This is a genomic window from Paraburkholderia bannensis NBRC 103871, assembly GCF_000685015.1.
In the GTDB taxonomy this organism is placed as follows: domain Bacteria; phylum Pseudomonadota; class Gammaproteobacteria; order Burkholderiales; family Burkholderiaceae; genus Paraburkholderia; species Paraburkholderia bannensis.
The window spans coordinates 35,729-62,071 of the sequence record NZ_BAYA01000020.1 but is presented as its reverse complement, the minus strand read 5'-3'; the positions used below and the strand labels follow the sequence as shown (position 1 = coordinate 62,071).

25 protein-coding genes and 1 riboswitch are annotated in these 26,343 nt (G+C 61.7%); of the genes, 12 read left to right on the top strand and 13 right to left on the bottom strand.

All coding sequences use genetic code 11. The features are described 5' to 3' along the window. The 3 genes from BBA01S_RS27030 to catA form a co-directional block, all read left to right on the top strand. On the top strand, nt 1-249 hold a 249-nt coding region (locus tag BBA01S_RS27030), incomplete at its 5' end, for an enolase C-terminal domain-like protein (RefSeq protein ID WP_027819179.1). Between the two features lie 28 nt (nt 250-277). After that, on the top strand, nt 278-568 hold the full coding sequence (gene catC / locus BBA01S_RS27025) for a muconolactone Delta-isomerase (RefSeq protein WP_027819178.1): 291 nt from the start codon (nt 278-280) through the stop codon (nt 566-568). A gap of 45 nt (nt 569-613) precedes the next feature. Next, nucleotides 614-1,549 (top strand): catechol 1,2-dioxygenase, encoded by a 936-nt coding sequence (gene catA, locus BBA01S_RS27020; protein ID WP_027819177.1) that lies wholly within the window; start codon nt 614-616, stop codon nt 1,547-1,549. Nucleotides 1,550-1,721: 172 nt separating this feature from the next. Here the strand turns inward: catA and BBA01S_RS27015 are convergent, their stop codons facing one another. Next, nucleotides 1,722-3,122, bottom strand: a complete 1,401-nt coding sequence (locus BBA01S_RS27015) for a spinster family MFS transporter (protein WP_027819176.1) — start codon at nt 3,120-3,122, stop codon at nt 1,722-1,724. 377 nt (nt 3,123-3,499) lie between these two features. Between BBA01S_RS27015 and BBA01S_RS27010 the strand changes: the two genes are divergently transcribed. Both BBA01S_RS27010 and BBA01S_RS42955 read left to right on the top strand, forming a co-directional pair. Further along, complete coding sequence (locus BBA01S_RS27010; RefSeq protein ID WP_027819175.1) at nt 3,500-4,612, top strand: porin; 1,113 nt, start codon at nt 3,500-3,502, stop codon at nt 4,610-4,612. Between the two features lie 180 nt (nt 4,613-4,792). After that, on the top strand, nt 4,793-6,316 hold the full coding sequence (locus BBA01S_RS42955; RefSeq protein ID WP_042297968.1) for a tetratricopeptide repeat protein: 1,524 nt from the start codon (nt 4,793-4,795) through the stop codon (nt 6,314-6,316). Between the two features lie 63 nt (nt 6,317-6,379). Here the strand turns inward: BBA01S_RS42955 and BBA01S_RS26995 are convergent, their stop codons facing one another. Both BBA01S_RS26995 and BBA01S_RS26990 read right to left on the bottom strand, forming a co-directional pair. Beyond that, nucleotides 6,380-7,438 carry a LysR family transcriptional regulator gene (locus tag BBA01S_RS26995; protein WP_052391909.1) on the bottom strand — a complete coding sequence of 353 codons (1,059 nt, stop codon included), beginning with the start codon at nt 7,436-7,438 and terminating at the stop codon, nt 6,380-6,382. Next, nucleotides 7,435-8,415 carry an AraC-like ligand-binding domain-containing protein gene (locus tag BBA01S_RS26990; protein WP_027819173.1) on the bottom strand — a complete coding sequence of 327 codons (981 nt, stop codon included), beginning with the start codon at nt 8,413-8,415 and terminating at the stop codon, nt 7,435-7,437. Before BBA01S_RS26990 ends, BBA01S_RS26995 begins: the two co-directional genes overlap by 4 nt. Nucleotides 8,416-8,668: 253 nt before the next feature. Between BBA01S_RS26990 and BBA01S_RS26985 the strand changes: the two genes are divergently transcribed. Both BBA01S_RS26985 and BBA01S_RS26980 read left to right on the top strand, forming a co-directional pair. Next, nucleotides 8,669-9,781 carry an NAD/NADP-dependent octopine/nopaline dehydrogenase family protein gene (locus BBA01S_RS26985; RefSeq protein WP_027819172.1) on the top strand — a complete coding sequence of 371 codons (1,113 nt, stop codon included), beginning with the start codon at nt 8,669-8,671 and terminating at the stop codon, nt 9,779-9,781. Continuing rightward, nucleotides 9,778-10,785, top strand: a complete 1,008-nt coding sequence (locus BBA01S_RS26980) for a 3-hydroxybutyryl-CoA dehydrogenase (protein WP_027819171.1) — start codon at nt 9,778-9,780, stop codon at nt 10,783-10,785. Before BBA01S_RS26985 ends, BBA01S_RS26980 begins: the two co-directional genes overlap by 4 nt. Before the next feature lie 53 nt (nt 10,786-10,838). On the opposite strand, the gene hpaC is transcribed toward BBA01S_RS26980, so the two are convergent. Then, the gene (hpaC, locus tag BBA01S_RS26975; RefSeq protein ID WP_027819170.1) at nt 10,839-11,372 is read right to left on the bottom strand and encodes a 4-hydroxyphenylacetate 3-monooxygenase, reductase component; all 534 of its coding nucleotides are present in this window, start codon (nt 11,370-11,372) and stop codon (nt 10,839-10,841) included. A 265-nt stretch (nt 11,373-11,637) separates the two neighbouring features. On the opposite strand from hpaC, the gene BBA01S_RS26970 reads away from it, so the two are divergent. Beyond that, nucleotides 11,638-12,273, top strand: a complete 636-nt coding sequence (locus BBA01S_RS26970) for a response regulator transcription factor (RefSeq protein WP_027819169.1) — start codon at nt 11,638-11,640, stop codon at nt 12,271-12,273. A gap of 61 nt (nt 12,274-12,334) precedes the next feature. Here BBA01S_RS26970 and BBA01S_RS26965 read toward each other — a convergent pair whose 3' ends face one another. From BBA01S_RS26965 to BBA01S_RS26945, 5 genes are read right to left on the bottom strand one after another with little or no spacing between them, the layout of a single operon-like run. Next, on the bottom strand, nt 12,335-13,078 hold the full coding sequence (locus BBA01S_RS26965) for an SDR family NAD(P)-dependent oxidoreductase (RefSeq protein ID WP_027819168.1): 744 nt from the start codon (nt 13,076-13,078) through the stop codon (nt 12,335-12,337). A 35-nt stretch (nt 13,079-13,113) separates the two neighbouring features. Further along, entirely contained in the window at nt 13,114-14,247 is a 1,134-nt protein-coding gene (locus BBA01S_RS26960; RefSeq protein ID WP_027819167.1) for an amidase, read from the bottom strand. Next, nucleotides 14,244-14,783 (bottom strand): nuclear transport factor 2 family protein, encoded by a 540-nt coding sequence (locus BBA01S_RS26955; RefSeq protein WP_027819166.1) that lies wholly within the window; start codon nt 14,781-14,783, stop codon nt 14,244-14,246. Before BBA01S_RS26955 ends, BBA01S_RS26960 begins: the two co-directional genes overlap by 4 nt. 9 nt (nt 14,784-14,792) lie before the next feature. Beyond that, nucleotides 14,793-15,164: a hypothetical protein gene (locus BBA01S_RS26950; protein ID WP_027819165.1), complete on the bottom strand. Its 372-nt coding sequence runs from the start codon at nt 15,162-15,164 to the stop codon at nt 14,793-14,795. A gap of 53 nt (nt 15,165-15,217) precedes the next feature. Continuing rightward, nucleotides 15,218-16,417: an acyl-CoA dehydrogenase family protein gene (locus tag BBA01S_RS26945; RefSeq protein WP_027819164.1), complete on the bottom strand. Its 1,200-nt coding sequence runs from the start codon at nt 16,415-16,417 to the stop codon at nt 15,218-15,220. A 250-nt stretch (nt 16,418-16,667) separates the two neighbouring features. Between BBA01S_RS26945 and BBA01S_RS26940 the strand changes: the two genes are divergently transcribed. Continuing rightward, the gene (locus BBA01S_RS26940) at nt 16,668-18,146 is read left to right on the top strand and encodes a PAS domain-containing sensor histidine kinase (RefSeq protein WP_027819163.1); all 1,479 of its coding nucleotides are present in this window, start codon (nt 16,668-16,670) and stop codon (nt 18,144-18,146) included. Here the strand turns inward: BBA01S_RS26940 and BBA01S_RS26935 are convergent. The 3 genes from BBA01S_RS26935 to BBA01S_RS26925 form a co-directional block, all read right to left on the bottom strand. Then, nucleotides 18,127-18,513, bottom strand: a complete 387-nt coding sequence (locus BBA01S_RS26935) for a tautomerase family protein (protein WP_027819162.1) — start codon at nt 18,511-18,513, stop codon at nt 18,127-18,129. The two genes, BBA01S_RS26940 and BBA01S_RS26935, sit on opposite strands and share 20 nt — an antisense overlap. A 76-nt stretch (nt 18,514-18,589) precedes the next feature. After that, a complete protein-coding gene (locus BBA01S_RS26930) occupies nt 18,590-19,093 on the bottom strand; it encodes an aromatic-ring-hydroxylating dioxygenase subunit beta (protein WP_027819161.1) in 504 nt (167 codons plus the stop codon). Then, nucleotides 19,090-20,367, bottom strand: coding sequence for an aromatic ring-hydroxylating oxygenase subunit alpha (locus tag BBA01S_RS26925; RefSeq protein ID WP_027819160.1), 1,278 nt, complete (start codon nt 20,365-20,367; stop codon nt 19,090-19,092). The genes BBA01S_RS26930 and BBA01S_RS26925 overlap by 4 nt, the downstream gene beginning before the upstream one ends. A 155-nt stretch (nt 20,368-20,522) precedes the next feature. Between BBA01S_RS26925 and BBA01S_RS26920 the strand changes: the two genes are divergently transcribed. Continuing rightward, nucleotides 20,523-21,548 carry a LysR family transcriptional regulator gene (locus BBA01S_RS26920; protein ID WP_027819159.1) on the top strand — a complete coding sequence of 342 codons (1,026 nt, stop codon included), beginning with the start codon at nt 20,523-20,525 and terminating at the stop codon, nt 21,546-21,548. Here the strand turns inward: BBA01S_RS26920 and BBA01S_RS26915 are convergent. After that, the gene (locus BBA01S_RS26915) at nt 21,493-22,464 is read right to left on the bottom strand and encodes a PDR/VanB family oxidoreductase (RefSeq protein WP_027819158.1); all 972 of its coding nucleotides are present in this window, start codon (nt 22,462-22,464) and stop codon (nt 21,493-21,495) included. The two genes, BBA01S_RS26920 and BBA01S_RS26915, sit on opposite strands and share 56 nt — an antisense overlap. Nucleotides 22,465-22,810: 346 nt before the next feature. Here BBA01S_RS26915 and BBA01S_RS26910 point away from each other — a divergent pair, with 346 nt between their 5' ends. Both BBA01S_RS26910 and BBA01S_RS26900 read left to right on the top strand, forming a co-directional pair. After that, nucleotides 22,811-24,943, top strand: coding sequence for a TonB-dependent receptor (locus BBA01S_RS26910; protein WP_027819157.1), 2,133 nt, complete (start codon nt 22,811-22,813; stop codon nt 24,941-24,943). Nucleotides 24,944-25,380: 437 nt separating this feature from the next. Further along, nucleotides 25,381-25,533, top strand: a riboswitch (guanidine-I (ykkC/yxkD leader). Nucleotides 25,534-25,589: 56 nt separating this feature from the next. Continuing rightward, entirely contained in the window at nt 25,590-26,342 is a 753-nt protein-coding gene (locus BBA01S_RS26900) for an urea amidolyase associated protein UAAP1 (protein ID WP_027819156.1), read from the top strand. Nucleotide 26,343 lies beyond the last annotated feature (1 nt).

The window sequence follows — 26,343 nt, the reverse complement described above, 5'->3', positions numbered from 1 at the left end:
GGCGGCACGATGCTGGAAGGCGCATTCAGCACGGCGGCATCGGCGCATCTGTTCGCGAGCTTCGCGAACCTGCAATGGGGCACCGAACTGTTTGGCCCGCTCCTGATCACCGAAGAGATCCTGACGAAGCCGCTCGATTACAGCGATTTCGCGCTGACCGTGCCGGATGGCCCCGGCCTGGGCATCGAACTGGACGAAGCGAAGGTCGAGCGCTTCACGCGCGACGGCCTGAAGAAAGTCACGAAGTAAACCCGAATCACGTAACAGGACGCACACAATGCTTTTCCACGTACGCATGGATGTGAATATCCCCGCGGATATGCCCGCCGAAGTCGCCAGCGAGATCAAGTTGCGCGAAAAGGCCTATTCGCAGGAACTTCAACGCAGCGGCAAGTGGCGCCATATCTGGCGACTGGTCGGCGAATACGCGAATTACAGCATTTTCGATGTCGAGAGCAACACGGAACTGCACGAGATTCTCACGGCCTTGCCGTTGTTCCCGTACATGAAGATTTCGGTGACGCCGCTGTGTCGCCATCCGTCGTCGGTTCGCGACGACGACGCCTGAAAGCAGGTTGCTGTTCCCCCAAATACACGAGTGGAGACATCAAACATGAGCGTCAAGGTATTCGAAACGAAAGAAGTTCAGGAGCTGCTGAAGGCCGCAGCGAATCTCAACGGCGGCAACGGCAACGCCCGCTTCCAGCAGGTCGTGCATCGCCTGCTTGGCGACCTGTTCAAGGCCATCGACGATCTCGACATCACGCCCGACGAAGTGTGGGCAGGCGTGAACTACCTGAACAAGCTGGGCCAGGATGGTGAAGCGGCGCTGCTCGCGGCAGGCCTGGGTTTGGAGAAGTACCTCGATATCCGCATGGACGCGCAGGACAAGGCCGTTGGTCTGGACGGCGGCACGCCGCGCACGATCGAAGGCCCGCTCTATGTGGCAGGCGCACCTGTGTGCGAAGGTCTTGCGAAAATCGACATTAATGCCGATGCGGACGCTGGCCCGCTCGTGATCCACGGCACGGTGACCGGCCCGGATGGCGAGCCTGTCGCGAATGCCGTAGTGGAATGCTGGCACGCGAACTCGAAAGGCTTCTACTCGCATTTCGACCCGACGGGCGCGCAAACCGATTTCAACCTGCGTGGCGCAGTCAAGACCGGCGCGGACGGCAAGTACGAGTTCCGCACGCTCATGCCGGTGGGCTACGGCTGCCCGCCGCACGGCTCGACGCAGCATCTGCTCAACGGCCTGGGCCGCCACGGCAACCGTCCCGCACACGTGCACGTTTTCGTCACGAGCGACGACCATCGCAAGCTCACCACGCAGTTCAATATCGAAGGCGACCCGCTTATCTGGGACGATTTTGCCTATGCCACGCGTGAAGAACTGATTCCGAATGTCGTCGAGAAAACCGGCGGCGCGGCGCTGGGCCTGAAGGACGATGCATACAAGTCGATCGAATTCAACGTTGCGCTCACGTCGCTAGTGCAGGGCAAGGACAACCAGATCGTGAATCGCCTGCGCGCCGCCGCGACGGTGTGATGCTTGACAGGAGGACGGCGTGCCCGTCTTCCTGGTAGTCGTCGATGTAATCACGGTAATGAGCCTGCTGAACGAATTGCGCGGTCAGCAGGCTTTTCCATTTTCAACCCGTGTTACGAAGCATAAAAAAACGCCGTCTTTCGACGGCGTTTTTTCCTGTTGCATCGTCAAGTCACTGCGTAATTGCACCGAGCTTCGACGTGTCTATTGCGCGATTCCCGGCACTATCGCTTCCAGTCTGTTCACGCACCAGCGATTCCCGGTAATGCCGGCAGCCTGCGCCCAGCAACACGACCGCCAACGACGCCGCACAGCCATTCACGATCGACACCGAATGCCCAACGGCAAGCGGCGAAGCAAACACCTTGTCCGTGAACAGCGCCACAATCGTAGTGCCCAGCCCCAGTGCGAGCAGGTTCTGGACGAGCAGAAATAGCGCGGAAATCTGCGCACGAAGTTGATTTGGCGCGAGCGTCTGCATGGCAGCGGTCGAAGTGGGCATCGGAAACGAGGCGAAGAACATCGCGACGACCAGCACGGCAAGCGAGCCATTCAGGCTGGGAACCTGCGTGAACAGTGCAGCGGGTACGAGCATGCATGCAGCGCCGATGCAACTCGCGCGCATTGGCGCGTCCTGATAGCCGCGACGCAGCAGCCAGTCATTGAACCAGCCGCCACAGAACACGCCAGCAGTATTCGCAACCAGCAGCACGGTGCCGAGCGTGTAACCCGCCTGCACCGGCGTCAAGCCGAAATGGCGGATATAAAAAGCAGGCGTCCAGCTCATCAGCGAGAACAGGGTCATCGCGTAGAACGAGAAGCCGAAATAGTGGCAACCAAACGTAGCACGGTGACGAAACACAAAGCGCAGGGCGTCGGCGGTTGTCATGCGCGCGGCACGGCCGCCGCCGTCCTGCGCAAGTCCTTTACGTTGCGGATCGCGTACGGTCAGCAGCACCAGCAGCGCGACGACAAGCCCAGGCAAACCGACGATAAAGAACGTCATCTGCCACGGATGAATCTGCCCGAACAGCGGCACGGCAAACGCCGATGCGTGCTTGAGCAGTGCAATCACATAGCCGCCGACAAGAAATGCCACGCCGCCGCCGATAAACGATCCGAGCGAGTACACGGCAATCGCGCGCCCTAATTTCTCTTTGGAGAAATAGTCCGCAAGCATTGAATAAGCGGCCGGTGAAAGCGCTGCCTCGCCGACACCCACGGCCATGCGCGAAACGAACATCTGCACGAAGTTCTGGCTGACGCCGCACGCTGCGGTCGCGACGCTCCAGATCGCAATACCCACGGAGATCAGGCGCGGGCGCGCGTACCGGTCGGCGAGAAACGCAATCGGCAGTCCCATGAATGCGTAGAACAAGGAGAACGCAAAGCCGCTAAGCAGGCTGAACTGCGTATCGCTAAGCATCAGGTCGCGCTTGATCGGCTCGATCATGAGCACGAGCACCTGGCGATCGATAAAGGAAAACACATACGCGAGCATGCAGACGATCACGACATACCACGCGTAGGCGTCGCGTCGGCCGGGCCGGGCGGCGGCCGCATTGGTGTTCATACGAATTCTCCAAGGGGACATTGAGGCGTCCGGTGCGCTGTGGCACGCGAACGGGACAGACAAACGAAAAAGACAAACCACGTAGACAAACGAATTCAATGTATCCAGCCAAAAACCCATTACAAATGGGGAGTGCCGCCCCGACGATAGTGAATTTCCCTCGGCAGGGTAAAGAAAACACCCATATGCGCCTGGATGAAACACGGGCAACGGCTTGTGAGGAAAGGATTCGCGGCAATCGGTGCATGCCGTCTATAAGCGTTATAGAGAGCGTTTAATCGACCTCGAAAATTGGTGTTCCTAGACTCGCTACGCAATCAAGATAAATGCCGGCCTGCATGGCGGCGCGGATTTCGGGTCATTCAATAAAGACACAGATGAAACCTCACTCTCTCCAACGCGTTGCACGTGCGGCATGCGGCGCCGCACTGATTTTTCCCGCTATCGCTTTCGCGCAATCGAGCATCACCTTGTATGGCCGCATCGATACCTCGCTCGAATACACGAACTTCGGCCCGAACCACGTTGCGCGCATGGGCAGCGGCAATCTCTTCGCGACTGAATGGGGCATGAAGGGGATCGAAGACCTGGGTGGCGGATATGCCGCGATCTTCAAGCTTGAGAACGGGTTTAACTCGGCGAATGGCGCTTTCTCGAACAACGGGGCGATGTTCGGCCGCGAAGCATGGGTGGGTCTCACGAGCCCATACGGCGGCGTGCAGCTGGGCGAGCTTTATACGATCCTGCACACGGTGCTGGTGACCTATGCCTTGCCTGGCTATGGCGCGGGTCTCGAATGGGGCAACGCTACGAATAACTTTGTCGGGCCCGCTTATCTGCGCGTGCACAATGCCGTGCGGTTGACCTCGGCGCAATGGAACGGCTTCATGTTGCGGGGTATTGCCGCACGGGGCGCAAATGGCGCGAGCGGCCAGCCAGCGACGCTAGGCGACAGCTATGGCGCGGGGCTCAATTACGCGCGCGGCCCGCTGTCGTTCGATATCGCGTGGATGGAGCAGAAGTTCAGCCCGGTCACGGCGGCGTCCCTCACTACGCAAAGCCCCACGGCGCAGGGCAATTATTTCGTCGCGGGTGCATCTTACGACTTTGGCTGGGCCAAGCTCGCAGGCCTGTATCTGCGGCATCGCGGCGGCCCTGACGTGCAGATGGCCGTCGATTCGCTGAGCGCGTACCCGCATCACGACGTCTATGAAATCGACGCCACGGTGCCGATCGGGCGCGCGAAGCTGCTCGCTAGCTACGGTCACTATCGCAAGACTGGCGACAGCGACGGCAATGCAGATTCGTACGCGCTGCGCCTGGACTATCCGCTGTCCAAGCGTACCGTGCTCTATACAGGGGCGGCGATGGTGCGTAACGGCAGCCACGCGTCGTTCACGATCAACGGCGCGGGCGGCGGCGGTGTGGCGGTTGCGAGGGCAGGCGCGACCGCGAGTTCGCTCGTGGCGGGCATGCTTGTGTCGTTCTAGTCGTCATCGCAATGGTGCGCGGCACGTTGGCCGCGCAAGCCGAGCCCTACAGCTGCGATGGTTTGAACGATACGCTCGCGCACCAATTCGGACGAATCTGATGTTGCTTTGTTTGAATGCCAGTCAGCATCGCTTATCGAATTTCTCTTACGAAAAGCGCTGACTGTGGAGTATTGAACAATGAATCAACCGGCTCAAGAACCTGCTCGCCGGGTCAACCAGGATGCGATGTCCTTGTACAAGCTTGGTCGCGACCACTATGGCCGCCAGGAGTTCGAACTAGCTGAAACTGCATTCCGGAAGGTGACAGAGATCGAGCCTGGTTGGCCACAAGCGAAGATCGCGTTGAGTTCGACTCTACAAAAACGATCGTGTAATCCAGAAGCGGAATCGATATTGCGTCAGGCGCTGGTGCAATTTCCCGGCGACGAATCCGTCCAGAACGCGTTGGGGTTGCTTCTGTGCGAGACAAATCGAATGGAGGAAGCTGGGGAGCATTATCGGGAAGCGATCCACCTCAATCCCGATTTTTACCAGGCAAAGAATAACCTGGGAGTATTGCTCACCAATTTAGACAAGCTTCCAGAGGCTGAATCCGTTCTTCGAAGTGGGTTGGCAAGCAATGAAAACTCTCATCAGATGCTGAGTAACCTCGGTAGAGTGTTGGCCCATCAGGGAAAGCCAGGAGAGGCAATTCAGGCATATCGTCAGGCGTTGGCGATCAGCCCGGATTTTGCAGAGGCAAAGCTGAATCTTTCGCACGCGCTATTTGCGCTGGGTGAGTACGAGGAAGGCTGGTCACTCTATGAATCGAGATACGATCCAGCGATAGGCGCTCACATCACCGTTGCGCCGCCTGCCGTCTGGCCTATGTGGCACGGTGAATCGCTTGACGGGAAATCGATCCTTGTCTGGCCCGAGCAGGGATTCGGCGACACCATTCAGTTTTGCCGTTACGCGTCGAGGTTAAAAAGTCGGGGCGCAGAGCGCGTGTCAATCGCGTGTCAGCCCGAACTCCAGCGTCTGTTCAAGAGCCTTCAGGATGTGGACGCCGTTTATGCGCTAGACGGCAATGGCACGATTCAACGCCATGACTACTGGTGCCATGTCATGAGCCTTCCCCATCGCTTCGGCTCGACGTTGGAGACAATTCCTGGTTCGACGCCCTATCTGCGCGCCGATGCCGAACGAATTTCATGGTGGCGTGAGCGTTTGCCTCGTGGAAGGCTGCGCGTTGGCCTCGTCTGGGCTGGCGACCCTCGACGCAATACCGCTGCGGCGCGCACGATGGATAGCCGACGGTCGGTATCGGTTGATTCATTCTTGCCGATTCTTCGCGTTCCTGATGTGACGTTCGTGAGTCTTCAGAAAGGGGAGATAGCACGGCAACAGATTTTCAATCTACCGGCAGACTTGCGCCCCTACGATCCAATGGGACTTGTCGCGGACTTCCTCGATACGGCGTCCATCATCGCGTCGCTCGATCTGGTGATTACTGTCGATTCTTCGGTTGCGCACGTTGCTGGAGCACTCAACAAGCCCGTGTGGATATTGTCCCGCTTCGACGGTTGCTGGCGCTGGCTTTATGATCGGGACGATTCTCCCTGGTATCCGCGCGCACGTGTATTTCGACAACGTGAACGCGGCGACTGGGCAAGCGTAATTGTGCGTGTCGCTCAAGAGCTACAGAATCTGCGAGGGTAACGCAGATTCCACCGTGCTCTGTCCGGGTGCCGCGACGATACATAACGGCAGCCACGCATCGTTCTAGTCGTCCAGATCGCTTGCATCGCCAACTTCGCTTGCATCGAGACATGGCGATGCGAGCCACGTATCGAATGGTTCGCGCTCGCCAATGCCAAACAATTCGACCAGCAACGCGCGCAGCCAGCGATGGCCCGGATCGACGTCGAAGCGCCGGTGCCAGTAGGCGTTCACGCTCCACCTTTGAGCGTCGGCGATTTCGTGGATCGCACAGGGGTGCTGCGCGGCAAAACTCAGCGCAATGGTGCGCGGCACGATGGCCGCGTAATCCGCGCCCTGTAGCAGCGAGGGCAGCACGAGAAAGTCGGGCAGCGACGCACGCACGCGCGGGGTCAATTCGTGCCGCTCCAGCAGCGTCATCGATTGAGGATGCGACATCACGGCAACAAGGCGCAAGCCAGCAGGCGCGCGTGAGTCGAGCACGAAGTCATCCGCGAGCCCAAGCCGACGGTTCGCGGCTTCCGAAAGAATCAGCACACAGCGCTCGCTCAATAGCTCGGTGCGCTGAAAATGTTCGGATGCCTGATTGAAGTGGCCGATGGCGAAATCGATCTTGCCGGCTTCCAGCGCGATATTGAGCTGTTGCTCGTCCAGATGGAGCGTCTCCACGACCGCGCCCGGCGCACGCGCGTCGAGCGCGCCCAGCAAGGTCGGCAAGCAGGCGCTGGCTGCGAAATCGTTCATATGCAGGCGAAACACGCGCTGGGTGGTCTCGGGCGTGAAGCTCGCGCCATCGTCGAGCACGTCCTGAAGAATCGCGAGCGCCTTGTCGACCGAAGCCGCGAGACGCCGCGCGCGCGGTGTCGGCTCCACGCCCAGGCCGGTGCGGACAAACAGGGCGTCGCGAAACATCAGGCGCAGGCGACCGAGTCCGTAACTCACGGAAGGCTGCGTGACGCCCAGGCTCAGCGCAGCGCGTCCCACGTGCTTCTCCTGATACACCGCGCGAAACGTCTTCAGCAGGTTGAGATCGAGATCCTGCACGCGCAGCGCCGCAGGATGGGCGGGTGAAACACCCGCCGCGCCCAATGCAGGCGTAGCGTCGTTGAGAGCGTGACTCATGCTGGCCGTCCGCGTGTGACCGAAGGCGCGTGGCCGTAGCGGCGCACATAAGCCCTGGTGAAGTGGCCGAAGCTCTGGACGCCGCAAGCAAGCATCGTTTGCGCGACGCTGGCTCGCGGATCGCGCGTGAGGGCGGCATGCACCGCGTCAAGCCGCCGTTCGCGCACATAGACCGCGGGCGACATGCCCACGAACTGCGCGAAGCCGTTCTGCAGGGTGCGAGGCGAGACGCCCGCCACGCGGGCGAGAACGGCAAGCGTGAGCGGCGTGTCGAGGTGGGCGTCGATATGGTCGCGAGCGCGGCGTACGTGCACGGGCAGCGGTGTGCGCGTGTCGCTGCGCAGAAGCGCGTCACTGTACGTATGCGGAAGTTGCGTGAGCAACATGGTCATGAGCCACTGCGTGAGATCGCTGCCGAAAAGCGTGGCGGCGTTCGCGCCATCGCATTGCCCATGCAGCCGATGCAGGTGCCCCAGCGTTTCTCGTACGACGGCCGCGCCGCGATGGGTGGCGTCGACGCTCATCGCAAAGCGCAGCGGCGCGCGCGGCGTCGCTTGCAGCAGTTCCGCGAGCTTGTATTCGAGGGCGTGGCGCTCGATGCGCAGCAGCAGGCTGCGGCAGTCGTTGCTGGTTTCGATGCGGCTCGCGCGCGCGGGCGACGAAACGCTGATCGCGCCCTGCGTGACGGCTGCGTGCTCACGGCCCGAGCTCAATTCGCAGGCGCCCGCAAGCGTGAGACGAAACAGGAATTGCGTGTCGTTGCCCGCGAAATCGATGCGCGTCGCCCGCCCATAGCTAAGTTCCGCCAGTCCGCCGTGTGCCAGCGCGACGTCGTAAAGCTCTGCATTGAGCGGTTCGCGTCCCTGCGCCTGCATGATGTGCGGGCCGAGCAGACGCGCGACGGTGCGCTCAATATCGGCGCGCGCGTGCGTGGCGTGCAGCAGGTTGGGGTTCATGCGGGATATCGCGGGAGTCATAAGCCGGTCTCTTCGATTCGTCGTGCGTCTGTCGTGCTCGTCAGTGCCATGATCGGCGAGAAAAAAAGCGCCCGCAACCAGGGCTTGCCGGATTCGTAGCGGACTTGCGCGAATTGAAGCGACAGGGCAGCGCCCCGCGCGTAATTTCATTCCAGTCAGCGCGCGAATTCGACAACCCGATTTGCGGTCGAGCGATTCGCGCGTCCGATTCACGCAACACGGGCGCTGAATGCGCAAAACAGGAGAAGTGGGAATGAAGGTCTGCGTTCTGGGTGGTGGACACGGATGCCATGCGGCTGCTATCGACATGCTGGAAAAAGGGCACGAAGTGAGCTGGTGGCGGCGCGATCGCGATGCGGCGCAAAAGCTGCGCACGCTTGGCGCACTGGAGGTGCAGGACTGGCGTGGTACGCGTCGCGTGCCGCTTGCCGGGCAGCGTCAAGCCGGGGCGATTGAGGTGGTGGACGATATCGCACACGCCGTGGACGGGGCGCAATTGATCGTCATTCCACTGCCTGCTATCACGCATGAACCGCTCGCCGCGCAACTCGCACCGCTGTTGAAAGACGGACAAGTCGTCTATTTGCCGCCCGGCACGTTCGGTAGCATGATATTCGCCGATGCGCTTGCCGCCGCGGGTAATCGCAGCCGGGTGGCAGTCGCCGAAACAGGCACGCTGCCGTATCTCGTGCGCACGCACGGTGCGAATCGCGTCGTGATCAGTGCTTATGCAACGCGTCTGCCGACGGGCGTCTTTCCCGCCGACGCTGGAGACTGGGCCTTCGAGATTCTCGAAAGCGCCTATCCAGCGGTCGAGCGCATCGAGGATGCGCTGTCCGGCGCATTGATGAATGCGGGCCCGGTCATCCACCCGCCGCTCATTCTGATGAATGCGGGGCCGCTCGAACACTTCGAAAGCTGGGATATCCATAACGAAGGCACGCAGCCGTCGATCCGGCGCGTGACCAATGCGCTGGACGCCGAGCGCATGGCGGTGCGCGAAGCGCTTGGTTACGGCGCGCCGCATTTCCCGCTCGCCGATCACTACGCGAGCGAAGGCGACGAATGGATGTATGGGCGCGGCGCGCACGGCAAGCTCACCGATAGCGGCGACTGGCGCGAGAAGATCGATTTGCAGAGCCATCGTTACATGCTGGAGGACACGCGCCTCGGGTTGTCTTTCATCGTTTCCTGTGGGCGTTATGCGGGCGTGCCGACGCCGGTTGCGCAGGGACTGCTCTCGCTGGCGAGCGCGGTGACGGGACGCGATCTGTACGCGCAGGGACGCACGCTCGAAGCGCTCGGGATGGCGTCGTTGCCGCGAACGGCGCTGCGAGCGATGCTCGCTAGCGGAGTCCGCCAGTGAGCGCCGCTCAGGGCATAGGGCGCGTGCATATGGTGGGCGCGGGCCGCATGGGCCAGGGTATCGCGCTTGCCGTTGCTTTCGCGGGACTGCAGGCGACGCTCGTGGATTTCAAGGTGCGTTCCCACGCGGAGCATGATGTCTTTGTCCAGAAGGCTCGCACTGCAATCAGCGAGCAATTGCAGTCGCTTGTGGCGCTGGGGCGTTTGACTGCCGATCAGGCCGCGCGGGTTCTTGAGCGTATCGAATTCGTGAGCCGTGAGAACGGTGCGAAAGCGTTGCGCGAGGCAGCGCTCGTCTTTGAAGCGGTGCCCGAAGTGCTGGACGTGAAAGCCGACGCCTTGCGCTGGATGGAAAGCGCACTCGCGGAGCACGCGGTCATTGCTTCGACTACCTCGACTTTCCTGGTCACGCAATTGCAGGCGATCAGCGCGCGGCCTGGGCGCATTATCAACGCGCATTGGCTCAATCCCGCGCATTTGATTCCGCTCGTTGAAGTGAGCCGCAGCGACGCCACGCATGCCGATACCGTTGCGCTAACAACCGACCTGCTGACGCGCATCGGCAAGCGGCCCATTGTTTGCGCGCCGTCCGCGGGCTATATCGTGCCGCGTATCCAGGCGCTCGCGATGAACGAAGCGGCGCGCATGGTCGAAGAGGGCGTGGCCAGCGCGGAAGATATCGACACGGCAATACGCACGGGTTTTGGGCTGCGTTTCGCAGTGCTTGGGCTGCTCGAATTCATCGATTGGGGCGGCTGCGATATTCTCTTTTACGCTTCGAACTATCTTGCGCGTGAAATTGCGCCGCGTTTCGAACCGGCGCAGGCCGTCATCGACAATATGGAGCAAGGCCGCGACGGGCTGCGTACGCGCAAGGGCTTCTACGATTACGCCGATGTCGACGTGCCCGATTATGTGCATCGGCGCGTGGCGTCGTTTGGGGCGATGCTGGATCATTTGGGACTGGCGCCGGAATTCGACGGCGCGATACGCAAACCCGCTTGATAGTACGAAAGAGCGCCCGAAATGGGCGCTTTTTCATTGCAGTCGTCAAGCGGTCAGGCTGCCACCGGACGCGTGATCCGATGAAAATTGCGGCTGAAATAGACCAGCCCGTCACCGTCGCTGCGCACACGAATGCGAGTGGCTTCCACGAACATCACCGAATGCGAGCCGACTTCCTTCATCTCGACGATATTGCCCTCGATACTGGCTAGCGCGTCGCGCAGGACGGGTACATCGGAGTCGCCAGCGTCCCAGCCGGGCAAGGCAAAGCGCTCGTCCATCGGCAGCTTCGTGAGGCCCGCGAAATGCTTCGCAAGGTCTTCATGCTCGCCGGGCAGCACGTTGATGCAGACGCGCCGGTTGCCTTCAAAAGCGGGGTGCATCGCGCTCGACCGGTTCAGGCAAACCAGCACCGTGGGCGGCGTATCGGTCACGGAGCAAACCGCGCTGGCCGTGATGCCGCAGCGCCCGGCTGGGCCATCGGTCGTGATGACATTGACGGCTGCGGGCAGGTGCGCCATGGCTTGCCGGAAATTGGCGCGGGCATCGTCGGCGGGCGTGGGGAGGTTGCCAGGAGAGTGGGGCATGGTGCGGTTCCGGAAATGAGCATGAGCGATACGTTCAGATTAGGCCACGCGAATTTTGAAATGTATCGGCACGAATGCCCGCGCCCTAAGCGCTTGCCCGCATCGACATAAAGATTTCTTCAGCGTGTCGCGCGGGGCGCGCTATTCATCACCTAAGCGCAATACCTGGTTACCAGGCGCATTTTGATCAGATAGGATGGCACGATAGCAGGAGGCTCTTTCTACGCCTCATTTTCTGGGCATTAACTTATTGTGGAGAGAGCAGATGACGGTGCCTGCTCAGGTCGTTTATATCGTCGACGACGATAGCGGCATGCGTACCTCGCTTGCGTGGCTGCTCGATTCGGTGGGGATCCAGTCGCAAGGATTTGGCAGCGCGGCGGAATTCCTCGCGGCATTCGATGCGAAGACGCCGGCTTGCCTGATCCTCGACGTTCGCATGCCCGAGCGCAGCGGTTTCGATGTCCAGTTCGAATTGAACCGGCGCGGCGCCACACTGCCGATTATTTTCGTCAGCGGGCATGGCGATATTCCCATGTCGGTACGCGCGATGCAGAATGGCGCGATCGATTTCGTCGAGAAGCCCTATAACTCGCAGCAGATGCTCGACCGCGTCCAGCGCGCGCTCAAGATCGCGGGCCAGCGGCATGCCGCCGAAATGAAGCGCAGCGAATTGCGGCAGAGAATCGAGTCGTTGACGGCGCGCGAGAAGGAAGTGCTGCGCGGCGTGATCGATGGAAAGGGCAGCAAACGCATTGCCGCGGATCTGGAAATCAGCGTCAAGACGGTGGACGTGCATCGTGCGAGCATCAAGGACAAGCTGGGTGCCGAATCGATTGCGATGCTCGTGCGCGACGTGGTCGCCGTCTGGAATCCAGACGACGGCGCGGAGAAGATTTGATCGGGGCGGGATGTTTTATCAGCCGCATCGCGCGGCTGATAAAACCGGAAATACAACGCGGTTAGCGCATATACAGGCCGCCGTTCACGTCCCAGCAGGCGCCGTTCGCGAAGTACGCCTGGCCTGAGGCCAGCAGTATCGCCACATCGGCGACATAGTCGGCATTGCCGAGCCGACCCACCGGAATCCCCGCAATGACCTTGTCGAGCTTGTCCGCGGGCACGCTCTCGTGAACGATGGGCAGGTCGAGCGGGCCGGGCGAAATGGCGTTGACAGTCACGCCTTTGGCGGCCAGGTCGCGTGCAAACACTTTGGTCAGCGTGAGCGTGCCGCCTTTCGCGGCGGCGTAATGCGCGCCCGTCGCCGAGCCGCCATTCTGTCCCGCCAGCGAAGCGATATTGACGATGCGGCCCTCGCCCCGGTCGGCAAAATACTGGCCGAACACCTGGCAGCCAAATAGCACGCTCTTCAGATTGACATTGATGACCTGATCGAATTGCTCGCCGGTAATTTCCATGACGGGCACGACCTTCGATGCGCCTGCGTTATTGATGAGCGCATCGACCTGGCCCCAGCGCGTGACCACGGTTTTCAAGGCGCTATCGAAATCCGGCTTCGAGGTCACGTCCAGCGGCACGGCGAAAGCGCTCGATCCATCGGGGCTGAGCGACGCGGCGACTTCACGCGCGGCGTCGAGCGCGAGGTCGGCCAGGGCGACGCGATAGCCTGCCGCATGGAATTTTGCGGCGATAGTCGCGCCCAGGCCTCGGGCTGCGCCTGTCACGACGGCGACTCTTGATGTCATAGGGATGATCTCCAGAAAGGATGTGCGTGCAACGATCAGGCGGACAGCGCCGCTTCGATGCGGGACGCCACGGCGCAGACCTGTTCGTCCGCGCCATGTCGGCCGATGATTTGCAGGCCGGCCTTGAGTGTCGTGTTTTTCACGGGAATCGGCAGGCTCAACGCGGGATGGCCGCTCAAATTGAATGGCCGGATCAGCGACGACATCGCGATGACCGACGGGCCGTTGCGCGCCTGCTCCAGCGTGACCGGAAAGTCCGGCAGTGTCGGCATGACCAGCACGTCGACGGTTTCCAGCGCATGATCGACGGCCTGGGTGAACTGCGCTCTCACGCGCTCGGCGTTCTCGACGTCCTGATGGCTTGTATTGGCCGCGGCGCGTAATCTCGCTTCGAGATCGGGCTGGAGATGGCCGGTTTCGACCAGATGTCCAAATGCCGCCGACGTTTCGCGATTAATAATCGAAAGACCCGCAGTGAAAGCGTCGGCGAGCCCGGGCAGATCGATATGTTCCAATGCAAAGTCCGCGTTGCGCACGGCGAGTTCGACGGCTTGCGCAATGTCTTGTCGCGCTTCGGCCCGCACGATGCCAACGCGCGTATCGTTCGCTTTGCTTGTGGCAATGGAAAGGTCGAATTGCGGGCTGATTGCCGTCATCGCCGCTACGATCGTCCGCATCTCACGCGCAAATGGGCCGACGCAATCCAGCGTGCTGGTTGCAGGTGCAGCGCCAACCCGCGACACGCGCCCAAAGGTCGGCTTCAGCCCGATCACGCCGCAACAGGCAGCAGGGCCGCGTATCGATCCGCCGGTGTCGGTGCCAAGCGCGGCATCGGCCAGGCGTGCACCGACGGCGGCTGCGGAGCCGCTGGACGATCCGCCAGGAATGCGCGTAGCGTCCTGCGGATTGATCGGCGTGCCGGTAAAGGCATTCATGCCCGTCATGCCGAACGCCAGCTCGTGCATATTGGCTTTGCCGACAATGTGCCAGCCGTGGTCGAGCAGGCGCTGCACAACCTCGGCGTGCTGACGGGCCGGTGCAACATCGGCCAATGCGCGGCTCGCACCAGTGGTTCGATAACCCGCGATGTCGATTGAGTCCTTGATGACGATCGTAGGACTGGCGGCGCCGTGGCCGCCCAATGAAAATTGCTGAAGCAACGTGCTCATGCTGACAGCTCCTGCTCTGGCGGAAGAAGGGCCGCGCGTGGATTGACCGACCACGGCGCGTCGAAAAGGCGTTCCGTGCGGAAATGCGCAATCTGCCAGTCCACGCCGTTAGCCGAAGGCACAAAATCGACCACGAGCCTCGCGCCGATCAATTCCGCATGGCCATCGACATAACCTGAGGCCTGCATCATGATCCAGCGCCCGCACGCCTGCAGGCCATTCACATCGATGGTTTCGGAGGTGACGAAATGCACATTGGTCGTGAAATGCGCGGTGGGCGGCAAATAGCGCGACAGCATGGCGACAATCTGCGCGCGGCCACGCGAGCGCCCGAAGGTTTGCGCGTAATGTGTGCCGACGCCTTCCCAGATGGCGTCGTCGGTGAATAGCGCGCCCAGCGATTCGCCTTCGAGCATCGTGGCGGGCACGTCGCACAGCGCCATATAGCGCGTGAACGTGCGGCGCACGGCGCGCTCCGCTTCAAGTTCGGCGAGCCGCGCTTCCAGTGCCGCGATACGTGCGTCAGTGTCGCTCATGGTGCGAACTCACGCGTTCGTTGCGGGCGGCACGACCAGTTCGCGCCCAACGCGAGCTTCGATCTTGCCGTAGCGCCAGAGGTTGTATTCGCCGACCGTGGTCGTGCGATAGAGATTGCACACGGCGGTGACGGTGTCGAAGTCCACCACGTCAGCCATGATGTAGAACGTCCACGGCGCGCCGTCCGACTGGCCGACCACGAGTCGATCGTCGTCCATGATGCCCAGTACGCGCACGCCTTCCATGGCTTCGATGGCGGCCAGCATCCGGCCGTATGCCTGCCAGACGGTGCTGATCTGTTCGCGCGGCAGATCGAAGAAGTTCTGCGTGACGCCGCAGCAAAAGAGGACGCGCAGGGGGAATTTATTGGCGGAATTCATCGAATGGATCCTGGGTAGTTCGAATTAATGTATGAAACTGCAAAGCGGGCGCTTTACAGATAACCGGGAATCGGCGGCACGCCGACGAACACGGCGCCCGCGCCGTCGTAATTGCCTTCGGCAAGAAACGCGTGCTGCGTGACGACAATCGCGTCGCGCAGAAGGCGCTGGAGCGGGTGTGTGCGGTAGATCGCCATCGTGCCGCCCAGCCGGTAGGCGCGCATGACGACGTCAGCGCCTTCGCGTGCGGTCTGGGTGGCGGCCAGACGCAGCAGGCTCACCTGGTCGGGCGTCGCGCTGTTGCCCGCCGCAATCGATTCCCACACGCTTTCTGTGGCTTCGTAGAAGAACGCGCGCGTGGAGCGCAGTTGCGCCTCGGCTTTGGCAAGCTCGATGCGGTAATACGCGCGATCCGCAAGCTGTGGTGCACCGGTGGTCGTGCGGCGGCCGCCCGACATCTGGTTGGCGACGTCGAGCGCGGCGCGTGCGAGGCCCAGGTTGACGACGGCCAGCACTTGGGCGGCGTAGGCCACGGTCGGGTAGCGATAGAGCGGCTCGTCGACGGTGGCGGGGCCGCCGCGCACGAACGTCCATTCGTCCGATACCACCGCGCCTTTGAGGCGCAGGTCGTGGCTGCCGGTGCCCTGCATGCCGACGACGCTCCAGTTCTCGACGATTTCGATATCGGAGGCGCGAAAGACCGCGGTGCGCGGCTTGCCCGGCGCGCCGCCATCGTTCGCGCCGGTATCGATGCCGACGCCCAGCCAGTCCGCGCCCTTGCAGCCGCTCGCGAATTTCCACGTGCCTTCGACGAGCCAGCCGCCGCCTTCAGCTGGCTGCACTTTCTGCACGGGAAAAAGCCCCGCGCCGAATGCCTGGTCGGGGCCCGTCGCATAGATTTTCGCCTGCGTTTCAAGGGGCAGCGCGGCCAGGTAGATGTTCGCCGAGCCGAAGCTCGCGACCCAGGCGGCCGAGCCGTCGGCGGTGGCGATGCGCTCGATCATGCGCAGGAATTCGGCGGGCGGCCGTGCGTCGCCGCCAAAGCGCTTCGGCGTGGCGGCGCGATAGATGCCCACGCGCTTGAACATGTCGATCACGTCGCGCGGTACGTGCGAGAGCCGCTCGAACTCATCGCGGCGCGCCACGATGACCTCGACAAGCTCGTCCAGCGTCAGGCGGTCGTTGGCACAGGCTTGCAGCGAAGCCGGGAAATGGCCGGCCTGTGGCGAAATAGCGGTCGCGGTAGCGCGCATGAAGCATCTCCTGAAGAGTGGGCGGCAAGTGGTTGACGTTGTGATGCGGGCGCTGCTTACCTGCCGGAAAGCGACTCGTCCGATTTGTAGTTCAGTCTAGGAACGACAAAATTGGCCAGCAATTGGGGCGCAGGCTGCAAACATGGGTGAAATCCTGCGTCTCCCTAAAGAAATCTTCAGGTTCCACCGGTAAACAGCCGGTGCTATCGTTGCGCATGAGCGATGTGGCTCGTTTGAGAGAACCGTGCACATGACGTCCCTGGTAGAAACCGATTTCCGCCGATTGCTCGATGCGTTGACGCTGTGCGTGCTGCTGCACGACGCGCACAGCAAAGCCATCGTCTGGGCAAACCGGGCTGCGTGCGAAGCGCTCGGGTTCAGCGTGGATGAATTGATTCCGCTGAAAGCGCGCGACATGACCCGGCCCGAGCCGAAATACGATCGCGAACTGGCCATTGCCGCGATGAACCGGTCGGCCACGCAGGGCCCGCAGGTCTACGAATGGTGTTACCGGTCGCGCACCGGCGACGACATGCTTTCCGAAGCGATTGCCACGACGGTGCATCTGGAAGAGCGCGATGTCGTGATGGTGCAGTTTCGCGACATCAGCGCCGAAGAAGGCATCAAAAGAAAGTTGCGCGCGCACGAAATGCGGCTGCGCGAATTCATGCAGGACTTGAGCGAAGGCGTGGCGCTGCTCAATGACGTCGCCGGGATCCAGTACATCAGCGAATCGGGCAGGCGCCTGTTGGGTCTCGCTGCCAATGAATCGCCAGGTGCAATCGTCGATCACGTCGCCGACGAAGAAGCGTCGCGCCTTGTGCAGCAACTCGCGCAGGCGCCCGCTGACGGGCCGTCCGGGCCAAGCCGTTATCGCAGTGCCGATGGCGAGCGCTGGCTGCGCGTTACGTGCAGACGCATTGAGCTGGAAGAAGAGTTGCGTGGCGTGCTGATTCACTTTCGCGACGTCACCGACGTGGTGCGAACCGAAGAGGCGCGTCGCGAAGAGGCGCGCATGCTCGAATACGCGGGCCGCTACAACGCGATGGGTGAAATGGCGATGGCGATTGCGCACGAGCTGAGCCAGCCCGTAGCGGCGATCCGCAATTTCGTCGAGGGTGCGATCCAGCGGCTTTCGCAGGCCGCGCCGCCCGAATCGGTGACCTGGGGCCTGCGCGCAGCGGATCGCCAGGCCGAGCATGCCGCCGCGATCATCAAAAGCGTGCGCGAATATGTGGCGCGACGCGACCCGAATATCGCGGTTGCCGATCTGCGCGCGATCCTTTCCGAAGCCGCGTGGTTCGTGCAGTTGCGCGCGCGGGAAGCCGATGTGAGCGTTCATGTCGAGCCAGGCGACGAGCCGCTCTTGATCGAGTGCGAGCGCGTGTTGATCGGCCAGGTCGTGCTCAATCTGGCTTTCAATGCGATCGATGCGCTCGCTGCGATGCAAGGCGTGCAAGGCGAGAAAAAGACCTTGACCATTGGCGCGTGCCTGAGCGAAGGCCAGGCGTTGGTCTTCGTGCGCGACAACGGCCCCGGCATTTCGGAAGGTCATGAGCGTCTGTTCGACGGTTTTTCATCGTCGAAGGAAACGGGAAACGGCATTGGCCTGTCACTTTGCAAAAGCATCATCGCCCGACATGGCGGCGTGATTCGCGCCGTGCCGGTGGAAGCGGGCGGCCTTGAATGCCGGTTCTGGTTGCCGCTCGCTAACGGCCAAGCGATTTAGCCGTCTTGCCGCCAAGACCGAAATCCGTATTCGGAATGTCTTTGATCATGACGCGCGTGGCGTCGATGGGTGTATCCAGGACGGCCGCGCCCGTCTCGCAGAGCGCGTGAATGAGCGCGCGCTTTTGCTCGTCGGTGCGGCCCGCAATCAGTATCGCGATGATGACTGGCAACGCAGGCGGCGTGCCTTCGGAAGCCGCGCGACCGCCTATGCCGTAGTCGCTGGCCGCAAGCTCGCTGAGCAGAATGCGCACGGCGTCCGCTGGTGCGCCGATGGCGCTGACCGTGGCTTGCGTTAGCTCACCGATGAGTGCGGCTTTGCGGGACTCGGTGTGGCCCGCGGGCAAATACACTTCAAGCGTGGGCATAGAATTGACCGAAAGTGAAGTTGGCCTCGATGCATGATCGAGGCCGATGAGGTTCTGAAGCGGCTTTAAAGCGGCTTTAAAGCAGGAAACCAATCGCGTTCAATGCATCCGTCGAATCGATCAGCCGGATCACCTTCTGCACGAGACGCGGCTCGTCGTCGCCATCGAAGCGGATTCGATGCGTCAAGTCCGCGGCGAAAATCGTCGGCACGGAGCGCTTGTAGGCCACGATGATCTGCGCCGATTGCACTTCGACGACATTCGCCTCGTCGCTGGCCAGCGTAAAGCGCGAGACCGTGCGCACTGTGCGCGCCGCGTCCGATGCGGAAGCGGAGTAGCCTGACGTCATACGCTCCACGCGTTTTTCGCGCATCTCCTGATCGTCATACGCATAGTTCAGCGTGGCGGCGAAATCCGTCGTGGCCGGATCGATCGGCACGACGTAAAAGCCCTCGGGATCCCACAGTTGCAGCCACTCGCGATATTCGCGGCGATCGAGCATTTCGGCTTCGCGCCAGATGAAGCGCACCGCGCGCGAAAACGTATCCTGCGACATCAACTTGTTGCGGTCGTCCATCATGCCTCCATCATCTTGCGCCACTGCGCATAAGCTTCGCGCATGCCGGTTTCGTCGGTCGCGTGCGCGGTTTTTTCGCCATTGGGCGCGGTCGTTTCGCGATTCAGGCCGCGATTGACGAGAATCGGCGTATTCGCGCCTGCATGCGAGCCGCGCTGGACGCGCTCCCACGCTTCTGCGTCGTCGGGGCTGCCGAAGCCGAACGGGCCCTGAAAGTGTTCGTGAATGCGCAGGCGTACGCGATTCGCTTCGTCCGGGCCGCCATCCATGCCCAGCGCGACGTGCCGGATCTCGGTTTCATCGGCGGAAATCGGCCGCAGCACGCGGAAAAACGCCATCGACAGCGCGAGATTCGGGAACAGGTTCAGGTTGAAGCCGACGCCCATGAGCGAGCGCACGATCCGTCGCACTTCTTCGGGCGTGTGCTTTTCCGCCAGTTTCGCGGCGAGTTCGTCGAAACGTTCAGGCAGCGGCGCGCCGTCGTCCTGGTCGAGATCGACGAGTTCCGGCACGAGCACCGCGAGGCTATGGCCGTTGCCGAGCGAGCGGCAAAAGGCCTGGTCGCTGGTCATGAAGCTCGTGATGACCGCCGTGGTTTCTTCGTCGATGGACTTGAGCCACGACTTGTGAACGACCGGGAAATGATAAAGATCGGTCGTGTTTTCAAGCTGGATTTTCCAGTTGCCTTTAAAGCGGAACTTATGTTCGCCATTGGCCTTGACCGGATAGCCCGCGCCTTGCTTCATGAACAGGTCGATCCACGGCTTCGCGCCGCCCAGGAAATCTTCGAGCGGTTCGATCTCTGCGTTGAAGCTCGCGAAAATCAGGCCCTGATAGACGCCGACGCGCAGCTTTTCCAGCGGCAGGTCACCCTTTTCGCAGACGCCTTCGTAGCCGTCGCCATAAGGCAGCGCGCGCAGCGTGCCGTCGAGCGCGTACGACCAGCTGTGATAGGGGCAGGTAAAGCCCTTTGCGTTTCCCTTGTGCTCCTCGCAAACCGTCGCGCCACGATGGCGGCAGCGGTTCTGCAGGACGTTGATTGCGCCCGTCTTGTCGCGCACGACGATGACCGGCTGGCGGCCGATGGTGGTGGTGCGGAAGTCGCCGGGATTAGGCAGCTCGCTTTCGTGCGCGACCCAGATCCACGTCTTGTAGAAGATGCGTTCGAGTTCGGCTTCGAACAGCGCCGGATCGTAGTAGAGAGACGGCGCGATGCGGTCGGCTTGTGCGAGGCCGCGCAGCGAACGCGTGTCGATGCTTTGCCAGGTTTCGCTCATGATTTAAGGGTATCGAGGTGAATGCGGGGTGGATGTTTCAGTAACGGTGCGATTCGCGCGTTGATGGTGCAGTGCGTAGTTGCAGTGTCGTTCCGCTCGTGTCATGCGTCAAATTGATCTAAAATTAGTCGACACATAAATTGAATGGATATCTCATGCAAACGCTCGATGGCGTCGACCTGAACCTGCTGCGTGTCTTCCTCGCCATCGTCGAGGAGCAGAGCCTGACGAAAGCGGGCGAGCGCCTCGCGCTATCGCAGCCTGCGATGAGTTATTCGCTCGCCCGTCTGCGCGCGTTGTTCGACGACCAGTTGTTTGTCAGGACGCGTCACGGCATGCAGCCCACGCCGATTTCGCAGGAGCTGGCGGTGATCGTCGCGCGGGCGCTTGATTCGGTGCGCGAGGCGCTTAGGTATGCAGAGCGTTTCGACCCGCAGGTGAGCACGCGGGCCTTCCGTCTTTCTCTATCCGATGCCGGGGAAATGGCGTATCTGCCGTCGATCTGCGAAGAGGTGAAGCGGCTCGGGCCGCGCATCAAGATCTGTATCGAGCCGCTGCCCGTCGGCCAGATCGAAGAAGCGCTGCGTTCGCGCAAGCTCGATTTCGCTATCGGCAACCTGCCGGAGCTGACGTCGCGCACGCGCCATCAGGTGCTGTTCGAAGAGGGATATGTCTGCGTGCGCAGACGGCGGCCCGAAATGGCGCGCAGCCAAAAGATCACGCTGGCGGAGTTCGTCGAGGGCACGCACGTGCTGATCCGCTCGGTCGAGCACAGCCATCACGCAATCGACGACGCGCTGCGTTCAAAGGGCGTGGCGCGCAATATCGGGCTGGAGGTGCCGCACTTCGTCGCGCTGCCTGGCGTGCTGGCCGTGACAGACCTGATTGCGACCTTGCCGCGCCGCCTCGCTGAACTGCTGGCGCGTGGCGGCGGGTTTGAGATTTTCGAATTGCCGGTGGACATCCCTTCGGCGGCCGTGACGATGCACTGGCACGAGCACTTTCACGAAGACGAAGGGATTGCGTGGATGCGCGACCTGCTCATGAATATCATGCGGCGTTTTGCAGGGCCGGTTGGCGCGGGCGTCGGCCATGCAGCCAGCGCTCCGGCTAAAAAAGCCGCCGTTAAACGTCGAGGATCAGCAGCGGCGAGCGCGAGCGCGAAACGCAGCAGCAAATAACCTTGTTGCTCGCGCGTTCTGCCTTGCTCAAGCAATGGTCGCGGTGCTCGGGATCGCCTTCGACCACATCGACCATGCAGGTGCCGCACACGCCTTCGCCGCATGAGGTGTCGATTTCGATGCCGATGGCGGCCAGTGCGTCAACGATCGATTGTTCCTTGCCCACGCGCACGACCTGGCCGCTGCTCGCGATCTTGACGTCGAATTCGCCTTGCGCCGTGTCTGCGTCTACCGCGGCGGGGTCGGCGCCGAAACGCTCCAGGTGTACTTGAGCGACGGCCGGCGTGGCTTCGCCCACGGCCACGACTTCGTCCATGAAGGGCGCGGGCCCGCAGGTGTAGACGTGGGTGCCGCTCTGCACGCCAACCAGGCATTCGCGCAGCGCGACGGCCAGGTCGCCGTTGCCGACGCCGAAATGAAACCGCACATGCGAAGCGAACGGCTCCTGCGATAGCACGGGAAGGAACGCCGCATGCGCCTCGCCGCGCGCGAAATAGTGCAGCACGAATGGCTCGCCACGTTCGGCCAGCCGGTACGCCATCGACAGCAGCGGCGTGATGCCGATACCCGCGCCAATCAGCACGTGCGCGCGCGCCTGGGCGTCGAGGCGAAAGAGATTGCGCGGCGCCCCCACCAGCAGTTCGCAGCCAACGCCCACATCGTCATGCAATGAGCGTGAGCCGCCGCGCGATTCCGGTTCGCGCTTGACGGCGAAAAGCTGGAACTCGCTGAAAGCCGGATCGCCACACAGCGAATACTGGCGCGTAACGCCAGACGGCGCCGTGACGTCGATATGTGCGCCCGGTTCGTAATGCGCGAACGGTTTTCCATCGACGCGTGCGATGCGGAACGAGCGGATGCCGTGAGCTTCGTCGCGAATGCTATCGACACGGACTTTGAATGTGTTGGCTTGCATGATGACACCGGCTGGAGAGGACGTTGACTGTGATGCCATGAACGGCAGCATGTGAGCCGAGCATAGCCACTCGCCATTGATCCGGCAAATTGATGAAAATTAGCCATGCAAATCCATAGAATGGATATCTGAGGGAAATCTTAAGCACTTGTTGCAAATAAAAATCATTCTCGCTACTATTACGAAAAATTACGGATGAAAGAATTCATAACAAGCTGCGCATAAGCGGGGGCGTCGGGGGAACGCAAGGCGGTCGCGCTCGCGTTCGGATCCGGGAGAGGTCAATGCCCGGATAGGCTGGTCATCGTTCCGGCGCAAACGCTTGCGGCGAATACACCACCAGAAGATGTCGAGCCATCACACTTTTCGCAATCTCTTTGTTGTACTAACTTCAATCGCGGGCGCCAGATCCGCATTCGCACAGGCTGAGGCCACCAGTTCAGCAACGCTGCCGGCGATTTCGGTCAGTGCTTCCGCAGCGGGCGAGGCCTATTCGGCCAGCCGCACGCGCTCGGCGACCAAGACCGATGCGTCGGTCATGGACGTGCCACAGACGGTCAACGTGGTGCCGCACGCGCTCATCGAAGACCAGAACGCGAACTCGATGCAGGACGCGCTGCGCAACGTGCCGGGCGTGGGCTATTCGCTGGGCGACGGGCAGCGCGACCAGATCACCATTCGCGGGTTCAACAGCATCACGGATCAGTACGTCGATGGGATTCGCGACGACGCGCTGTACTATCGCGACCTCTCCAACGTCGAGCGCGTCGAGGTGCTCAAGGGGCCCGCCGCCGTGCTCTATGGGCGCGGCTCGGCGGGGGGCATTGTGAATCGCGTGCTCAAGCGTCCGCTCGCCAATCCGGTGAACGATGTCGGCTTTACGCTGGGCACGGAAGGCGAGCGCCGTGGCGAATTCGACCTCGGCTGGAATGCGAATGACGCGGCGCGCTTTCGCCTGACTGGCGCTACCGAGAATTCAGGCAGCTTTCGCGACAAGTTCCTGCTGAATCGCCAGGCGATTGCGCCGTCGGCGCAATTCAAGCTCGACCAGGACACGGTGCTCAACGTCGAATTCGACTACCTGCACGACCGCCGCACGTCGGATCAGGGCATTCCCGCCTATGCGGGGCGGCCCGTCAATGTGCCGATCGAGACGTACTACGGTTCAGCCGATGGCGGAAACAGCTCGTATAACGACATTTCGGCGAAGAGCGCCACGGTGACGCTCGATCATCGCTTCAGCAATTCGCTGGCGTTTCATGGTGCGATCCGCGCTTACGATTATTCGCTGGAGCGCAAGAACTACGTGACGTTCGAGCCCATCAAGGTCGCCGCCGCGCCGCGCGTGACGCTCGATCAGGCGACGCGTCAGCGCCAGGATCATGGCGTGGACGGGGTGTTCGAACTGACCCAGAAGACAACGCTGTTCGGGATGCAGCACGATCTGCTGTATGGCGTGGAACTGTCCCAGCAACAGAAGTTCGACACGATTTATAGCGTCACCAAGGTGGCAAGCTACAACCTGTTCAATCCGCAATTGATCGATTTGCCAGGCGTGCCCGCTGGCACGCCCGCACGCACGAACGCCTCGACCGTGGTGGGTGTCGCGAGCGGCTACGCGCAGGATCTGGTCTCGCTTACGGAGCACTGGAAGGTGCTGGCGGGCCTGCGTTTCGACTATCTCCAGCAAATTCGCCACGATTACACTGCAGCAAATATCAATCTCGATCGCAGCGATCGTGCGTGGAGCCCGCGCGTCGGCTTGATGTACGAGCCGCTCGACTGGCTCACGATCTATGGTTCGTTTAGCCAGTCATTCACGCCGCTGGCCGATACGCTGATCAGTTCGGGCGCGTTTGCCAATGGCGATGCGCTGTCGCCGCAAAAGACGACGGCGTATGAGGTGGGGACGAAATTCGATATCGGCGGCCGGGCGATTGGCACCATTGCGCTGTTCGACATGCGCCAGACCAACCAGCAGATCGGCGACCCGAACAATCCCGGCTACGTGTTGCCGATCGGCACGCAGCATGTGCACGGACTCGAACTCGGTTATACGGGCGAAATCGCGCCGAAATGGATGCTGTATGCGGGCTACGCGTATCTGGACGGGACGGTTGGCGGTTCGGCGCAGGCGGCCGGGGCCGGGCTCTCGGTTTCGTCGAATACACCGGGACTCATGCCGCGACATAGCGCGAACCTGTGGCTGCGTCACGATTTGCCGTACGGTCTTTACGCGGCGGGCGGCCTGCAGTTCCAGTCGGCCCGTTATACGTCGGCGAGCGACCTCGTGACGTTGCCGTCGTTTACCGTATTCAACCTGGGAGCGGGGTATCGGTCGAAACGCGTGGACGTGACCCTGACGCTCGACAATATCTTCAACCGTCGTTATTTCATCTCCGCGCACGGCAACGCCGATCTTTACAACATGCCGGGCGAGCCGCGCACGCTGACGGCGGCGGTGAAGTGGCACATGTAATCGTAAAGCGGCCGTTGTTTAAAGGCCGCGTCGATTGCGGCGCTTCGATTCGAGATCATGCCCGCGTTGCAATTCGATGAAACGCGAAGCAAAGATCGAATAGAAAAACTGGCGCAGGGTATGGGACATGGCTGGGTATCAGGCGAATCAAAATGATCGCGTTGAACGCAACAGCTATGCCATCCCTCAATCTCGTGGTTCGACGTGCAACGCGTCGAACCGCGCGCCCATTAATAGTGCCGCGCGGTTCGCTTGCAGCGCATGAATCACCACGATGGGGCGCGCGCTGCACAAGCGCGCACCGCTTCAGGCACCTGGCCGCGCCACCCAATTTCACCGCCAGGCCCTTTAAGCAACGGGGCTTTTGAATCGAAGCAGACGCGCTGGCACAGATCTCGCTAAATCCCCTGGCGAGAGGTGCGAAGTAATTTGCATCATCTTAGGATCGCTAGGGTTCCGGTCGCTGCGCAGGACGAAGTCACATTCAGTCCTGCGCCCGATGCCTGGTCCGAGAGCAATCCGGTCTCGTCTCCCACCTTCATATCGAGGGCGGTGCCGAGGCTCCACGGAGGGATAAAAGCCCGGGAGGTCGCGATGTCGTCTGGTCGCCCTCTCACGCTTATTCCCTTCGCAACCAGGAGCCTCCATGCCGTCCAGCCTCCACGCCGAACTACCCGACCCCGCACCGCTGTGGGAAACCGTGATTCCCGCCGGCACGCATTGGTCGGGCATTCTGCGCCGCGGCCTCACGCTGCGCATCGTCGACCTTGAAGGCGGCGCGAATCTCGCCGCCGTGTTCCATCGACAGGAAGATCCGCTAGAACGCTACAACATGGCGGATACGCTCAAGGCGCAGCACACTGCACATCTCACGCGCGGCGACGCGCTGCATACCGATATGGGCCGCGTGATCGCCTCGATTACCGGCGACACGCTCGGCTGGCACGATCCGCTTGGCGGGGTCGGCGACGCCGCGCTGTTCGAACGCAAATACGGCGAGAAGCGCTATCAGGCGCATCGCAACGAGATGATCCGCAATGGCCGCGACAGCCTTGTGCTCGAACTCGCGAAATATGGACTTGGCGCGCGCGATCTCGTCGCCAACGTGAACTTCTTCAGCAAGGTGTCGGTCGGCGACGACGGCTCGCTCGAATATGTGCCGAACCATTCGAAGGCTGGCAGCGCGCTCGATCTGCGTTTCGAAATGAATACGCTCGCGGCGTTTTCCACCGCACCGCATCCCCTCGATCCGCAACGCGATTACGCACCGAAGCCGGTGAAACTGATTGCATGGCGCGCCTATGCCGCCGATGCAAGCGCGCCCGCAGATGATCTCTGCCGCACGTCGTGTGCCGAAAACGGCCGCGCATTCACCAACACCGACCGCCTGTTCGCCTGAG

Bases quoted from the DNA above. Each gene is read 5' to 3' on its own strand.
- BBA01S_RS26960 (WP_027819167.1), bottom strand. From the start codon at position 14,247: ATGAGCACGTTGCTTCAGCAATTTTCATTGGGCGGCCACGGCGCCGCC.
- BBA01S_RS42955 (WP_042297968.1), top strand. From the start codon at position 4,793: ATGAATCAACCGGCTCAAGAACCTGCTCGCCGGGTCAACCAGGATGCG.
- BBA01S_RS26900 (WP_027819156.1), top strand. From the start codon at position 25,590: ATGCCGTCCAGCCTCCACGCCGAACTACCCGACCCCGCACCGCTGTGG.
- BBA01S_RS27015 (WP_027819176.1), bottom strand. From the start codon at position 3,122: ATGAACACCAATGCGGCCGCCGCCCGGCCCGGCCGACGCGACGCCTAC.
- BBA01S_RS26930 (WP_027819161.1), bottom strand. From the start codon at position 19,093: ATGATGGACGACCGCAACAAGTTGATGTCGCAGGATACGTTTTCGCGC.
- BBA01S_RS26910 (WP_027819157.1), top strand. From the start codon at position 22,811: ATGTCGAGCCATCACACTTTTCGCAATCTCTTTGTTGTACTAACTTCA.
- BBA01S_RS26940 (WP_027819163.1), top strand. From the start codon at position 16,668: ATGACGTCCCTGGTAGAAACCGATTTCCGCCGATTGCTCGATGCGTTG.
- BBA01S_RS26950 (WP_027819165.1), bottom strand. From the start codon at position 15,164: ATGAATTCCGCCAATAAATTCCCCCTGCGCGTCCTCTTTTGCTGCGGC.
- hpaC (WP_027819170.1), bottom strand. From the start codon at position 11,372: ATGCCCCACTCTCCTGGCAACCTCCCCACGCCCGCCGACGATGCCCGC.
- catC (WP_027819178.1), top strand. From the start codon at position 278: ATGCTTTTCCACGTACGCATGGATGTGAATATCCCCGCGGATATGCCC.
- BBA01S_RS26935 (WP_027819162.1), bottom strand. From the start codon at position 18,513: ATGCCCACGCTTGAAGTGTATTTGCCCGCGGGCCACACCGAGTCCCGC.
- BBA01S_RS26945 (WP_027819164.1), bottom strand. From the start codon at position 16,417: ATGCGCGCTACCGCGACCGCTATTTCGCCACAGGCCGGCCATTTCCCG.
- BBA01S_RS26925 (WP_027819160.1), bottom strand. From the start codon at position 20,367: ATGAGCGAAACCTGGCAAAGCATCGACACGCGTTCGCTGCGCGGCCTC.
- BBA01S_RS26965 (WP_027819168.1), bottom strand. From the start codon at position 13,078: ATGACATCAAGAGTCGCCGTCGTGACAGGCGCAGCCCGAGGCCTGGGC.
- catA (WP_027819177.1), top strand. From the start codon at position 614: ATGAGCGTCAAGGTATTCGAAACGAAAGAAGTTCAGGAGCTGCTGAAG.
- BBA01S_RS27010 (WP_027819175.1), top strand. From the start codon at position 3,500: ATGAAACCTCACTCTCTCCAACGCGTTGCACGTGCGGCATGCGGCGCC.
- BBA01S_RS26995 (WP_052391909.1), bottom strand. From the start codon at position 7,438: ATGAGTCACGCTCTCAACGACGCTACGCCTGCATTGGGCGCGGCGGGT.
- BBA01S_RS26990 (WP_027819173.1), bottom strand. From the start codon at position 8,415: ATGACTCCCGCGATATCCCGCATGAACCCCAACCTGCTGCACGCCACG.
- BBA01S_RS26970 (WP_027819169.1), top strand. From the start codon at position 11,638: ATGACGGTGCCTGCTCAGGTCGTTTATATCGTCGACGACGATAGCGGC.
- BBA01S_RS26915 (WP_027819158.1), bottom strand. From the start codon at position 22,464: ATGCAAGCCAACACATTCAAAGTCCGTGTCGATAGCATTCGCGACGAA.
- BBA01S_RS26920 (WP_027819159.1), top strand. From the start codon at position 20,523: ATGCAAACGCTCGATGGCGTCGACCTGAACCTGCTGCGTGTCTTCCTC.
- BBA01S_RS26955 (WP_027819166.1), bottom strand. From the start codon at position 14,783: ATGAGCGACACTGACGCACGTATCGCGGCACTGGAAGCGCGGCTCGCC.
- BBA01S_RS26985 (WP_027819172.1), top strand. From the start codon at position 8,669: ATGAAGGTCTGCGTTCTGGGTGGTGGACACGGATGCCATGCGGCTGCT.